Origin of the sequence: Streptomyces sp. NPDC020379 (genome assembly GCF_044387105.1) — a bacterium.
Lineage (GTDB): Bacteria > Actinomycetota > Actinomycetes > Streptomycetales > Streptomycetaceae > Streptomyces.
Map to the genome: position 1 here is coordinate 161,869 of NZ_JBIRVR010000004.1, position 13,335 is coordinate 175,203.

Genomic DNA, 13,335 nt, shown 5'->3' on the forward strand with positions numbered 1-13,335 from the left:
TGAGGGATGACGTGAGCGACAACTCTGTAGTACTGCGGTACGGGGACGGCGAATACACCTACCCGGTGGTCGACAGCACCGTCGGCGACAAGGGCTTCGACATCGGCAAGCTCCGCGCCGAGACCGGGCTGGTGACCCTGGACTCCGGTTACGGCAACACCGCCGCGTACAAGTCCGCTATCACCTACCTCGATGGCGAGCAGGGCATCCTCCGCTACCGCGGTTACCCGATCGAGCAGATCGCCGAGCGCAGCACGTTCCTGGAGACGGCGTTCCTGCTGATCAACGGCGAGCTGCCGTCCGCCGACGAGCTCGCCACCTTCAAGGGCGAGATCACTCAGCACACGCTGCTGCACGAGGACGTCAAGCGCTTCTTCGACGGCTTCCCGCGTGACGCCCACCCGATGGCCATGCTGTCGTCCGTGGTCAGCGCGCTGTCCACCTTCTACCAGGACAGCCACAACCCGTTCGACGAGAAGCAGCGCCACCTCTCGACGATCCGTCTGCTGGCCAAGCTGCCGACGATCGCCGCGTACGCCTACAAGAAGTCGATCGGCCACCCGTTCGTCTACCCGCGCAACGACCTCGGCTACGTCGAGAACTTCCTGCGGATGACGTTCTCGGTGCCGGCCCAGGAGTACGACCTCGACCCGGTCGTCGTCGCGGCCCTCGAGAAGCTGCTGATCCTGCACGCGGACCACGAGCAGAACTGCTCGACCTCCACCGTGCGCCTGGTCGGCTCCTCGCAGGCGAACATGTTCGCCTCGATCTCCGCCGGCATCAGCGCCCTGTGGGGCCCGCTGCACGGTGGCGCCAACCAGTCGGTCCTGGAGATGCTGGAAGGCATCCAGGCCAACGGCGGCGACGTGGACTCCTTCATCCGCAAGGTGAAGAACAAGGAGGACGGCGTCCGCCTGATGGGCTTCGGCCACCGCGTCTACAAGAGCTTCGACCCCCGGGCGAAGATCATCAAGGCGGCGGCCCACGATGTCCTCTCGGCGCTCGGCAAGTCCGACGAGCTGCTGGACATCGCGCTCAAGCTGGAGGAGCACGCGCTCTCCGACGAGTACTTCGTCTCGCGCAACCTCTACCCCAACGTGGACTTCTACACCGGTCTCATCTACCGGGCCATGGGCTTCCCGACCGAGATGTTCACCGTGCTCTTCGCGCTCGGCCGCCTCCCCGGCTGGATCGCCCAGTGGCACGAGATGATCAAGGAGCCCGGCTCCCGCATCGGCCGCCCGCGCCAGATCTACACCGGCGTCGTGGAGCGCGAGCTGCCGCTCGACCGCGGCTGATCCGCTCTGCGGCGCAGGCCGCGGAGCAGAGGTGACAGGCAGAGAAAAGCGCCCCGCTACCGATCCCCCCACGGGTCGGAGCGGGGCGCTTTCCATTCCCCGGTACGGATTCCCCCCACGGGATCCGGCCGGGAGCCGCGGTGCGCGGTGCCGACGCGATCTGCCGGGACGCGTACGCACGGGAGGGCCGCTCAAAGCTCCCCGGTGTACGTGCCCCGGCCACGCGTGGCCGGTACCGTCCCCCAAGACGATCCAGCACTGCCTGGTTAGACCCACGACCCCCCGCAATGGTTACGTCGGAATCGCTGTGATCTAGGTCTCCTGCCATAACTGGACGTAAAAGGGCAAGGGGGTGAATGTGTGGGTGTTGTGTCGCTTTTATGGGTTACGTGAATACGGGCCCCGCTCGGCCCGGCACTCAGCGGAAAGAGCGCAGCCGCAGGCTGTTGGTCACGACGAAGACGGAGGAGAAGGCCATCGCCGCTCCGGCGATCATGGGGTTGAGCAGTCCGGCGGCGGCCAGGGGGAGCGCGGCGACGTTGTAGCCGAACGCCCAGCAGAGGTTGCCCTTGATGGTCGCGAGGGTGCGCCGGGCCAGTCGGATCGCGTCCGCCGCGACCCGCAGGTCACCGCGGACGAGCGTGAGGTCGCCCGCCTCGATCGCCGCGTCCGTGCCGGTGCCCATCGCGAGCCCCAGGTCGGCCGTGGCCAGGGCGGCGGCGTCGTTGACCCCGTCACCGACCATCGCGACCGTACGGCCCTCCTCCTGAAGCCGCCGGACGACGTCGGCCTTGTCCTGCGGCATGACCTCGGCGATCACCTCGTCGATGCCGACCTCGGCGGCCACGGCCTCGGCCACGGCGCGGTTGTCGCCGGTCAGCAGCACCGGGCGCAGCCCCAGGGCCTTGAGCTCGGCCACCGCTTGCGCGCTGGTCTCCTTCACCGTGTCGGCGACGGACAGGACGCCCCGCGCCTTACCGCCCCAGGCCACCGCCACGGCGGTGCGGCCCTCGGCCCGCGCCGCTGCCGCCGCGTCCGCGAGGCGGCCGGACAGCTCGATCCCGGCCCCGGTCAGCAGGGACTCCCGGCCCACGAGCACCTCGTGCCCCTCGACCGTGCCCCGCACGCCCAGCCCGGCCACGCTCCCGAAGTGCTCGACGGGCGGCAGCTCACCGGCCCGCTCCGCGGCCCCGGCGGCGACGGCCCGCGCGACCGGGTGCTCGGAGAAGTGCTCCAGCGCTCCGGCCAGCCGCAGCAGTTCGCGCTCGTCCTCGCCCGGCGCGGTGACGACGTCGTGCAGCCCCATCCGGCCGGTGGTCACCGTGCCCGTCTTGTCCAGCACGACCGTGTCCGCCCGCCGGGTCGACTCCAGCACCTCCGGCCCCTTGATCAGGATGCCGAGCTGCGCGCCCCGGCCCGTACCGGCCATCAGCGCGGTCGGCGTCGCCAGGCCCAGGGCGCAGGGGCAGGCGATGATCAGCACGGCGACGGCGGCGGTGAACGCGGCCGTGGTGTCCCCGGTCGCCAGCAGCCGGCCGGCCAGGGTGCCGAGCGCGATCAGCAGCACCACGGGCACGAAGACGCCGGAGACGCGGTCGGCGAGGCGCTGCACCTCGGCCTTGCCGTTCTGGGCGTCCGCCACCAGCCGGGCCATCCGCGCGAGCCGGGTGTCCGCGCCGACCCGCGTGGCCTCGACCACCAGCCGCCCGGCGGCGTTGACGGTCGCGCCCGCCACCGTGTCGCCCACGGCCACGTCCACCGGCAGCGACTCCCCGGTCAGCGTCGACGCATCCACCGCGGACGCGCCCTCGACGACCGTGCCGTCCGTCGCGATCTTCTCCCCGGGCCGTACGACGAAGCGGTCGCCGACCGTCAGCCGGGACACCGGGATCCGCTCCTCGCGCCCGCCCCGCAGCACGGTCACGTCCTTGGCGCCCAGCTCCAGCAGCGCCCGCAGCGCGGCCCCCGCCTTCCGCTTGGACCGCGCCTCCAGCCAGCGCCCGGCCAGGAGGAACGTCGTCACCCCGGCCGCCGCCTCCAGATAGATCGCCGACGACCCGTCCGTACGGGACACGGTCAGCGAGAAGGCGTGCCGCATGTGCGGCATCCCGGCCGTGCCGAGGAACAGCGCCCACAGCGACCAGCCGAACGCGGCCAGCGTGCCGATCGAGACCAGGGTGTCCATGCTCGCCGCGCCGTGCCGGGCGTTGGTCCACGCGGCCCGGTGGAAGGGGAACGCGCCCCAGACCACGACGGGCGCGGCGAGCGTCAGGGACAGCCACTGCCAGTTGTCGAACTGGAGCGACGGGACCATCGACAGCAGCACGACCGGCGCGGACAGCACGGCGGAGACGGTCAGCCGCCGCCGGAGCGCCCCCGCCTCCCCGCCGCCGTCGGCCTCGCCGGCCGCCGCGGGCCCGGGCGCCCGCGGCGGCTCGGCCGTATAGCCCGTCCGCTCCACCATGGCGATGACGTCCGCCACCGCGACCCCTGCGCCGAGGGCGACGCGCGCCTTCTCCGTGGCGAAGTTGACGGAGGCCCGGACGCCGTCCATCCGGTTGAGCTTGCGCTCCACGCGGGCGGCGCACGACGCGCACGTCATCCCGCCGATGGCGAGTTCGACCTCGGCGGGAGCGGGTGCCTTCGGGGCGGGGGCCGTGCTGTTCATCGGGGGCCCTGGTGCTCAGGCGCGGCCGGTGAGCTCGTAGCCGGCCTCGTCGACGGCGGCGCGGACCGCATCGTCGTCCAGCGGCGCGGTGGCGGTCACGGTGACCTGGCCGGTCGCGGCGACGGCCTTCACCGAGGTGACACCGGCGAGTGCGGAGATCTCCTCGGTGACCGCGGACTCGCAGTGGCCGCAGGTCATGCCGGTCACCTGGTAGACGGTGGTGGAGTCGCTCATGGTGGTTCCCCTCGGTGAGGTCGTGCGTCGTCGGACAACAGCGGCAACAGCTTACCCCCTGGGGGTATTCCCAGGGGGGTCTTCCGCCGGTCCCGCGGGGGCGAGCACGGCCAGGGGCCCCGGGCCGGAAATCCGGCCCGGGGCCCCTGTGAGGGCGATTTCCGGTCAGTCCTCGGCCGTGCGCCGGGAACGGTTGCCGGGGCGGGCGGCCACCCAGTCGCGGATGGTGTCCGCGAACCAGTAAGGCTTGCCGCCCTCGACGAGATCCGGCGTGGGCAGCATGCCGTGCTTGCGGTAGGTCCGGACGGTGTCGGTCTGTACGCCGATGTGTGCCGCGATCTCTTTGTAGGACCAGAGTCGACGGTCGGTCATCTCTCGCGCCTCTCCGCTGCGCCGCGGCGACGGAGGGGGGTCCGTCGGGGAAGCCGTGACGCGGCCTTCTTGATCACTGAGCCTGTGCCCGGTGAACGACCCCGAGTGGCGGACGACGAGGGGTTGTTGGCCCTCTGTGACCGAAGCTCTGCGAAAGCGTGACGGTCGTAACGGGAGGATGACGGGCCAATCAGGCACAGGGCCCTGACGGCGGGCGCTCACCGGCCCAGGGGGTCCACCCGCACGGGACGGTTCTCCCGCCGTGAGACCTCGCACGCCTCGGCGACGAGCAGCGCCGCCAGCCCCTCCCGGCCGGAGCAGGGGTTGGCCGCCTCGCCGCGCGCGGCCCGCAGGAAATGAGCCAGTTCGGCGCGGTACGCGATCTCGAACCGCTCCAGGAAGTCCGCCCAGGGCCGCTCGGGCGCCCCGGGCCCGCCGGGCTCGGCCGAGGTCGTGGGCGTACGCTCGCCGAGCCCGGCCACCCACTGGTCGCGCTCGCCGGACAGCTCCATCCGTACGTCGTAGCCGGCGCCGTTGTAACGGGTGGCCGTCGCGGTGACGAGCGTGCCGTCGTCCAGGGTGAGCAGGGCGGCCGCGGTGTCCATGTCGCCCGCCTCCCGGAAGAACGCCGCGCCGCCGGCCGAACCCCGCGCGTAGACCTCCGTCACCTCGCGTCCCGTCAGCCACCGCACGGTGTCGAAGTCGTGGACCAGGCAGTCGCGGATCAGACCCCCCGAGAGCGGCAGGAAGTCCGCGGGCGGGGGAGCGGCGTCGGAGGTGACGGCCCGGATGGTGTGCACCCGCCCCAGCCGCCCCGCCCGCACCGCCTCACGCGCCGCCCGGAACCCGGGGTCGAACCTCCGCTGGAACCCCAGCTGCAACAAGGTGCCCGCCTCCTCGACCGCGCGCAGCGCCTCCCGCGTGCGGCGGGGGCCGAGCGCTACGGGCTTCTCGCAGAAGGCGGGCAGACCGGCTGCCGCGGCGCGTGTGATCAGCTCCGCGTGGGTGGCGGTGGGGGTGGTGATGACGACGGCGTCGGCGGTGCGGAGGAGGGTGTCGAGGGTGGTGGTGCGGGCGCTCAGGCGCGTGGCGAGCCCGGCGGCGCGGGGTGGGTCGGTGTCGGTGATGAGGAGGTCGTCGACGCTGTCGTCGGCGGCGAGGGCGGTGGCGTGGAACGATCCGATGCGGCCTGCGCCGATGAGTCCGATGCGCATGTGGGTGCCCCTTTCTTTTTCCCGGTCCCGCCCCTTCCCGGCTGCGTCTGATGTGCGGCTCCGTCGCGTGGGGGCGCGCCCCGGCCCCCGCGACACGGCTTCGCCGCGCTGTCCTCGAACTCCCCCGGCTACCTCCCCCGGACTCCGTCCGGGGGTGCCCCCCCCAGAGGTGCCCCCACGGGCTGGATTCGGCTGATGTGGGTGCGCGATTTCAGCCCGTCCGGCGATTGAGGACGCGACCGAAGGCCGCTCCCGCCGCAGGCGGCGAACCGGCCCGCACACACCCCCCGGCCGACATCAGGCGTACAGCGCCGGCCGCGGAGCCAAGGAGACCACTTCGCGGGCACCCGACCCCTGTGACCGGGTGCCCGCTTCGCAGGCCGCCGCCGCCGCGTAGCCGTCCCACGCCGACGGGCCCTCCACGCGGCCCGACCGCGTCGCCGTCACCCAGCGCCGCACCTGCTCGTCGTACGCGGAGCGGAAGCGGGTCACGAAGTCCTGGGCGATCTCGCCGCCCCAGCGGCCCGCCGTGTGCACGAGCGGGCCGTACGTCTCGCCGATGCGCGCGCTGCCGCGTTCGCCGACGGCCTCGCACTGGACCTGGTAGCCGAAGCCGCAGTTGACGAAGATCTCGACGTCCGCGAGGGCGCCGCCGGAGGTCTCCAGGAGGACGAGCTGAGGGTCGCTCAGGCCCTCGGGCGCGGCGGCGGAGCGGGCCGGCTTGAGGACGGTGACGGCGGCGATCTCCTGGCCGAGCAGCCAGCGGGTGGCGTCGATCTCGTGGACCACCGAGTCGTTGATCATCATCTCCTCGGTGAAGCCGGGCGGCGTGGTGACGTTGCGGTGCCGGCAGTGCAGCATCAGCGGCCGGCCGATCCCGCCGCCGTCCAGCAGGGCCTTGAGCTGGAGATACTCCGCGTCGTACCGCCGCATGAAGCCCACCTGGACGCGCCGGTGCCCGAGCCGGGCCTCGGCCTCCACCACGCGCAGCGCGGACGCGGCGTCCGGCGTCAGCGGCTTCTCGCAGAGCACCGGCAGGTCGCGCGCGAACGCCGCCAGCAGCGCGGCCTCGTGCGCGGGGCCGGGGGAGGCGATGAGCACGGCGTCCACGCCGGGGTCGGACAGGGCGGCTGCCGTGTCGGTGTGGGCCGCGCAGCCGTCGATGCCCGCGGCGGCCCGTTTCGCGCGGTCGCCGTCGACGTCGACGACCGCCGCGACCCGCGCCCCGCTGATGACCTCGTCGAGCCGCCGGACGTGGTCGGCGCCCATCCGCCCCGTGCCGATGACGGCGACGCCCAGCGTGCCTTGCTGCGTCATGGTGGGTGTCTCCTCGTTTCCGTGCGTTTCCGTGCGTGCGGGGACGCCGTCAGACGCCGCAGCCCCGCAGATAGCGCCGGGTGCGCCGGGCGACGGGCAGCGGGCGGTCGGGCGGGCAGGGGTACATGTCCTGCTCCACGATGGCGAAGAGATCGGCGTCGAGCTTCGCGGCGGCCGCGAGCACGGGCTCCAGCGCCGGTACGCCGAGCGGCGGTTCGCACATCACGCCCTGCCGCACGGCGGGCCCGAACGGCGTGCCCTTCGCGACCACGTCCGCCAGCACCGCCGGGTCGACCTGCTTGAGGTGGAGATAGCCGATCCGCTCGCCGTAGGTCTCGATGAGCTTGACGCTGTCACCGCCGCAGTACGCGTAATGGCCGGTGTCCAGGCACAGGTTGACCAGCGCGGGATCCGTCGCGTCGAGGAAGCGCTCGACGTGCGCCTCGGTGTCGATGTGGGTGTCGGCGTGCGGGTGGACGACGATCTCCAGGCCGAAGCGCTCGCGGACCTCGCGGGCCAGCCGCTCCGTGCCCGTGGTCAGATGGCGCCACTGCCCGGCCGTCAGCTCGGGGCTCTCGATGGCCTCGGCGGTGCGGTCGTCGCGCCAGAAGGCCGGGATGACGACCAGGTGCCGCGCGCCCGTCGCCCGCGCCAGCCCGGCGACGGCGGCCACCTGCTCCCACGTCGCGTCCCAGACGGCGGGGCCGCGGTGGAGGGCGGTGAAGACGGTGCCCGCGGAGACGGAGAGGCCGCGCCGGCCGGTCTCCTCGCGCAGCCGGGCGGGGTCGGTGGGGAGATAGCCGTACGGCCCGAGCTCGATCCAGGAGTAGCCCGCGTCGGCGACCTCGTCCAGAAAGCGCTGCCAGGGGACCTGGGCCGGGTCGTCGGCGAACCACACGCCCCAGGAGTCCGGGGCGGAACCCACCCGGATGCGGGGCGCGGGCGACGGAGCGGGGCTGGGGGGCATCTGCGGCTCTCCTCGGGTCGCCTCGGACGAGGGGCGGGGCTCCTCCGTAGCTTCCCCGCCGCGCGGACGGGGTGTCAAGGTTACGTCCGGACATTCGGACGTCACGTCAAGTCCGGCCCGAGTACGTCAATATGTAAGGACAATTCCTTGACAGGGTCGTGAGGCCCCGGCTAGACCTGACCCCATGAGCGAGACGGGACCGTACGACCTGATCACGATGGGCCGGGTCGGGGTGGACCTCTATCCCCTCCAGCCCGGAGTGCCGTTGGCGGAGGTCGAGACCTTCGGGAAGTTCCTCGGCGGGTCGCCGGCCAATGTCGCGGTCGCCGCCGCCCGGCTCGGCCGCCGCACCGCGCTGATCAGCCGCACCGGCGCGGACCCCTTCGGCGACTACGTCCACCGGGCGCTGCGCGACTTCGGCGTGGACGACCGGTGGGTGACGGCCGTGCCGGCCCACCCCACGCCCCTGACCTTCTGCGAGATCTTCCCGCCGGACGACTTCCCGCTCTACTTCTACCGCCGCCCCAAGGCCCCCGACCTCGACATCCACACCACCGAGCTGGACCTGGACGCCGTGCGCGCCGCCCGGATCTTCTGGGTGACGGGCACGGGGCTGTGCGAGGAGCCGAGCCGCTCCGCGACCCTGGCCGCGCTGGCGGCCCGCGCCAAGCGGGGCACCACGGTCTTCGACCTCGACTGGCGCCCGCTCTTCTGGGGCGGCGAGGGCGGCGCCTCCGGCGACGGCGGGCGTACGGGCGCCGCCGCGATGGCCACCGCCCGGCCGTACTACGCGGCCGCCCTCGCCCACGCCACCGTCGCCGTCGGCAACGCCGACGAGTGCGAGGTCGCCACCGGTGAACGCGAACCCCTCGCCGCGGCCTGGGCGCTCCTCGACGCCGGCGTCGAACTGGCCGTCGTCAAACAGGGCCCCAAAGGCGTGCTCGCCGTCCACCGGGACGGCACGACGGCCGAGGTCCCGCCGGTGGAGATCGAGGTCCTGAACGGCTTGGGCGCGGGCGACGCCTTCGGAGGTGCGCTGTGTGACGGCTTGTTGGCCGGGCGCTCCTTGGAGGCGGCCCTGCGGTACGCGAACGCCGCCGGGGCGATCGTGGCTTCGCGGCTGTCGTGTTCGGCGGCGATGCCGGCGCCTGCGGAGATCGAGGGTCTCCTCGGCGGATCGGGTGGGTAAGGGGTGCGCTTTTATCGCCTGCGGCGCTTTGTTCCCCACCCCGCCCCTTCCCGAAACCGGGGGCAAGCCCCCAGACCCCCGCGACACGCTTCGCGCGTTGTCCTCAAACGCCGGACGGGCTGAATCGGGCACCCACATCAGCCCAATCAGCCCGTCCGGCGTTTGAGGACGCGCCCGAAGGGCGCTCTCCGCCGCAGGCAGCGACGGACCCGCACTCGGGGGTTCTGGGGCACGCGCCCCCACGCGGCGGAGCCGGACATCAAACGCAGCCGGGAAGGGGTGGGACCGGGGAAGGAAACCCGCCGCAGGCGCAAGCGACCGCACCCTCCAAAACCACCCGCCCGAGCCAGAGGCCACCGTGAGAATCGACATCGCCGACCTCGCCAGAACAAGAAGCCGGCACCCCGAAGCCATCGCCGAGGCCGCGCGGCGAAGAGCGCGGCGGCCGCTCGTCGGTGACACCGGCCGGCTGATGATCATCGCCGCCGATCACCCCGCCCGCGGCGCCCTCGCCGTCGGCGGGCGGCCGTTCGCCATGGCGGACAGGGCCGGGCTGCTGGAGCGGCTCTGCCTCGCGCTGTCGCGGCCCGGCGTCGACGGAGTGCTCGGTTCCGCCGACGTACTCGACGACCTGCTGCTGCTCGGCGCGCTGGAGGGCAAGGTCGTCATCGGGTCCATGAACCGCGGCGGGCTGGCGGGCGCCGCGTTCGAGATGGACGACCGGTTCACCGGTCACCGCCCCGAGGACCTGGCCGGGCTCGGCTTCGACGCGGGCAAGCTCCTGCTGCGCATCGACCACGAGGACCCCGGCTCGCTGCGGACGCTGCACTCCGCGGCCCGCGTCATCGACGAGATGGCCGCGCGCCGGCTGCCGGTCTTCGTCGAGCCGTTCCTCTCCCGGCGGGTGGCCGGGCGGGTGCACAACGACCTGAGCGCCGAGGCCGTCACCACCTCCATCGCCGTCGCCTCGGGGCTCGCCGGGACCTCCGCGTACACCTGGCTCAAGGTGCCCGTCACCGACGACCCCGCCGACATGGCCCGGGTGCTGGAGACCACGACGCTCCCCACCGTGCTGCTGGGCGGCGACGTCGCCGACGGCACGTACGAGAAGTGGCGGGCCGCCCTGCGGCTGCCCACCGTGCAGGGGCTCGTCGTCGGCCGCTCCCTGCTCTATCCGGCCGACGGTGACGTGGCCGGTGCCGTCGACACGGCGGTAGGACTGCTGTGACGCTTGAGTCCCCGCACGGCGTCAGGAGAGACGAGAACTCATGACCTTCGCCACCCACCACCTCCCGGCCGGCAGCGCGGCCGACGGCCCGTACGCCCTGGACATCCGGCCCGAGCGGGCCGGGTGGAGCCACTCCTCGCTGCGCGTCCTCGCCCTCTCGCCCGGCTCCACGCACACCTTCACGGCCGGTGACAGCGAGTGGATCGTGCTGCCGCTGGCCGGGGGGTGCACGGTCACGGCCGACGGGCAGGTCTTCGAACTGGGCGGCAGGAAGAGCGTGTTCGAGGGGGTGAGCGACTTCGCGTACGCGCCGAGAGACGCGCGGGTGACGCTTCACTCCGGCGCGGGCGGCCGGTTCGCGCTCGCCGGGGCACGCTGCGAGCGGCGGCTGCCCGCCCGCTACGGCCCCGCCGCCGACGTCCCCGTGGAGCTGCGAGGCACCGGCAACTGCTCGCGGCAGGTCAACAACTTCGCCGCCGCCGGGGCCTTCGCCTGCGACCGGCTCATCGCCGTCGAGGTGCTGACCCCCGGCGGCAACTGGTCCTCCTATCCGCCGCACAAGCACGACGAGCACCACCCCGGCGAGGAGTCCCTGCTGGAGGAGATCTACTACTTCGAGATCGAGGGCGGCACCGGGCTCGGCTATCAGCGGGTCTCGCCCTCGCGGTCCGGCGGCACGGACGTGCTCGCGGAGGTCCGCAGCGGTGACGCCGTGCTGATCCCCGACGGCTGGCACGGCCCGTCCATCGCCGCCCCCGGCCACACGATGTACTACCTCAACGTCATGGCCGGGCCCGCCCCCGAGCGGGAGTGGCTCATCCGCGACCACCCCGGCCACGCCTGGATCCGGTCCACCTGGCCCGGCCTGCCCGTCGACCCCAGGCTGCCGCTGTACACCGCAGGAGAGGACCGATGACCGCACCCACCCGGCGACTGACCGTCGCCCAGGCCCTGGTGGAGTTCCTCGCCCACCAGTACACCGAGCGCGACGGCACCCGGCAGCGGCTGATCACCGCCTGCTGGGGCATCTTCGGCCACGGCAACGTCGCCGGGATCGGCCAGGCGCTGCTGGAGTCCGGGGACGCCATGCCCTACCACCAGGGCCGCAACGAACAGGCCATGGTGCACGCCGCCGTCGGCTACGCCCGGCACCGCGACCGGCTCTCCGCCCACGCCGTCACCACCTCGATCGGCCCCGGCGCCACCAACCTCGTCACCGGCGCCGCCCTCGCCACGATCAACCACATCCCCGTCCTCCTGCTGCCCGGCGACACCTTCGCGACCCGGCCCGCCGACCCCGTGCTCCAGCAGCTCGAACACCCCGGCGCCGGCGACATCTCCGTCAACGACTGCCTGCGGCCCGTCTCGCGCCACTTCGACCGCGTCACCCGCCCCGAGGCGCTGATCCCCGCCGCCCTGGAGGCCGCGCGGGTGCTCGCCGACCCCGTCGAGACCGGTGCCGTCACCCTCGCCCTGCCGCAGGACGTGCAGACCGAGGCATACGACTGGCCGGAGGCGTTCTTCGCCGACCGCGTCTGGCGCGTGCGCCGCCCCGTGCCCGACGCCGAGGCCCTCGCCGAGGCCGCCGAGGCCGTACGGGCGGCACGCCGGCCGCTGCTGATCGCCGGCGGCGGCGTCGCGCACAGCGAGGCGTACGACGCGCTCGCCTCCTTCGCTGACGCCACCGGCATCCCCGTCGCCTGCACCCAGGCGGGCAAGGGCGCGCTCACCCATGGCCACCCGTGCGACGTCGGCGGGCTCGGCCACACCGGCACCGCCGTCGCCGACGGACTCGCCCGCACCGCCGACCTCGTGATCGGCGTCGGCACCCGCTACAGCGACTTCACCACGGCCTCCTCGACCCTCTTCGCCGCGCCCGGGGTGCGCTTCGTCAACCTCAACATCGCCTCCTTCGACGCCCACAAGCTCGCCGGGCTGCCCCTGGTCGGCGACGCGCGGGCCGGGCTGGAGGCGCTGGCCGGGGCGCTGCCGGGCCACCGCGTGCCCGAGGAGTACGCGCGGGAGTACGCCCGTGGGAAGGCCGCCTGGGACGAGGCCACGACCCGCGCCTTCGCCGCCCCCGACGGTGACGCCCGCCCCACCCAGGCCCAGGTGCTCGGCGCGCTCGACCGCGTCGTGACCCCCGCGGACGTGATCGTCAACGCCGCCGGCTCGCTCCCCGGCGACCTCCACAAGCTCTGGCGCGCCCGCGGCCGCCGCGGCTACCACCTCGAATACGGCTACTCCTGCATGGGCTACGAGATCCCCGCCGCGATCGGCGTCCGGATGGCGAGCCCCGACCGCCCGGTGTGGGCGCTCGTCGGCGACGGCACGTATCTGATGATGCCGACCGAGCTGGTCACGGCCGTGCAGGAGGGGATCGCGATCAAGGTGGTGCTGCTCCAGAACCATGGCTACGCCTCCATCGGCGGGCTCTCGGACGCCGTCGGCGCCGAGCGGTTCGGCACGGCCTACCGCTTCCGGGCCCCCGACGGCACGTACACCGGCGACCCGCTGCCCGTCGACCTCGCCGCCAACGCCGCCTCCCTGGGGATGTCCGTGCTGCGCGCCCGGACGGTCCGCGAGCTGGCGGACGCGCTGGCCCGGGCGCGCGCCGCGACCGTCCCCACATGTGTCTATGTGGAGACCGAAATGGCCGACACAGTGCCGGGCGCGCCCCCTGCCCAGGCGTGGTGGGATGTGCCTGTCGCCGAGACCGCGACCCGTCCCGCGGCGGTCAGGGCCCGTCAGGAGTACGAGCGGCGGGCGGCCGCCCGCCGCCGTCATCTCTGAGGCACCGCCGCGCCGTTCCCGGCCGCCACGTCATCGCGGCCGCGTCACCGCAGCA

Annotated in this window: 10 protein-coding genes and 1 pseudogene; 5 read left to right on the forward strand and 6 right to left on the reverse strand. The window is 73.4% G+C overall.

The genetic code is table 11. From position 1 onward, the window contains the following. The first annotated feature begins 11 nt into the window (after positions 1-11). On the forward strand, positions 12-1,298 hold the full coding sequence (locus ACH427_RS07325) for a citrate synthase (protein WP_398868438.1): 1,287 nt from the start codon (positions 12-14) through the stop codon (positions 1,296-1,298). 418 nt (positions 1,299-1,716) lie between these two features. Here ACH427_RS07325 and ACH427_RS07330 read toward each other — a convergent pair whose 3' ends face one another. The 6 genes and pseudogenes from ACH427_RS07330 to ACH427_RS07355 form a co-directional block, all read right to left on the reverse strand. Next, on the reverse strand, positions 1,717-3,966 hold the full coding sequence (locus ACH427_RS07330) for a heavy metal translocating P-type ATPase (protein WP_398868439.1): 2,250 nt from the start codon (positions 3,964-3,966) through the stop codon (positions 1,717-1,719). A gap of 15 nt (positions 3,967-3,981) precedes the next feature. Then, a pseudogene (locus tag ACH427_RS07335) lies at positions 3,982-4,188 on the reverse strand (heavy-metal-associated domain-containing protein); the annotation flags it as partial. A gap of 177 nt (positions 4,189-4,365) precedes the next feature. Next, complete coding sequence (locus ACH427_RS07340; protein WP_398868440.1) at positions 4,366-4,572, reverse strand: helix-turn-helix transcriptional regulator; 207 nt, start codon at positions 4,570-4,572, stop codon at positions 4,366-4,368. A 218-nt stretch (positions 4,573-4,790) separates the two neighbouring features. Beyond that, on the reverse strand, positions 4,791-6,068 hold the full coding sequence (locus ACH427_RS07345) for a Gfo/Idh/MocA family oxidoreductase (protein WP_398868441.1): 1,278 nt from the start codon (positions 6,066-6,068) through the stop codon (positions 4,791-4,793). A 15-nt stretch (positions 6,069-6,083) separates the two neighbouring features. Further along, positions 6,084-7,103 (reverse strand): Gfo/Idh/MocA family protein, encoded by a 1,020-nt coding sequence (locus tag ACH427_RS07350; RefSeq protein ID WP_398868442.1) that lies wholly within the window; start codon positions 7,101-7,103, stop codon positions 6,084-6,086. A 49-nt stretch (positions 7,104-7,152) separates the two neighbouring features. After that, entirely contained in the window at positions 7,153-8,070 is a 918-nt protein-coding gene (locus ACH427_RS07355) for a sugar phosphate isomerase/epimerase family protein (RefSeq protein WP_398868443.1), read from the reverse strand. Positions 8,071-8,254: 184 nt separating this feature from the next. On the opposite strand from ACH427_RS07355, the gene iolC reads away from it, so the two are divergent. From iolC to iolD, 4 genes are all read left to right on the forward strand, one after another. Beyond that, positions 8,255-9,259, forward strand: coding sequence for a 5-dehydro-2-deoxygluconokinase (gene iolC / locus ACH427_RS07360; protein WP_398868444.1), 1,005 nt, complete (start codon positions 8,255-8,257; stop codon positions 9,257-9,259). Positions 9,260-9,617: 358 nt separating this feature from the next. Further along, a complete protein-coding gene (locus ACH427_RS07365; RefSeq protein ID WP_398868445.1) occupies positions 9,618-10,487 on the forward strand; it encodes a deoxyribose-phosphate aldolase in 870 nt (289 codons plus the stop codon). A 40-nt stretch (positions 10,488-10,527) separates the two neighbouring features. Then, complete coding sequence (gene iolB / locus ACH427_RS07370) at positions 10,528-11,403, forward strand: 5-deoxy-glucuronate isomerase (protein ID WP_398868446.1); 876 nt, start codon at positions 10,528-10,530, stop codon at positions 11,401-11,403. Beyond that, positions 11,400-13,280, forward strand: a complete 1,881-nt coding sequence (iolD, locus tag ACH427_RS07375) for a 3D-(3,5/4)-trihydroxycyclohexane-1,2-dione acylhydrolase (decyclizing) (RefSeq protein WP_398868447.1) — start codon at positions 11,400-11,402, stop codon at positions 13,278-13,280. Before iolB ends, iolD begins: the two co-directional genes overlap by 4 nt. The last annotated feature ends 55 nt before the right edge of the window (positions 13,281-13,335 follow it).

Coding starts and splice junctions, on each gene's coding strand:
- ACH427_RS07350 (WP_398868442.1), bottom strand. CDS start 7,103: ATGACGCAGCAAGGCACGCTGGGCGTCGCCGTCATCGGCACGGGGCGG.
- ACH427_RS07355 (WP_398868443.1), bottom strand. CDS start 8,070: ATGCCCCCCAGCCCCGCTCCGTCGCCCGCGCCCCGCATCCGGGTGGGT.
- iolC (WP_398868444.1), top strand. CDS start 8,255: ATGAGCGAGACGGGACCGTACGACCTGATCACGATGGGCCGGGTCGGG.
- iolB (WP_398868446.1), top strand. CDS start 10,528: ATGACCTTCGCCACCCACCACCTCCCGGCCGGCAGCGCGGCCGACGGC.
- ACH427_RS07330 (WP_398868439.1), bottom strand. CDS start 3,966: ATGAACAGCACGGCCCCCGCCCCGAAGGCACCCGCTCCCGCCGAGGTC.
- ACH427_RS07340 (WP_398868440.1), bottom strand. CDS start 4,572: ATGACCGACCGTCGACTCTGGTCCTACAAAGAGATCGCGGCACACATC.
- iolD (WP_398868447.1), top strand. CDS start 11,400: ATGACCGCACCCACCCGGCGACTGACCGTCGCCCAGGCCCTGGTGGAG.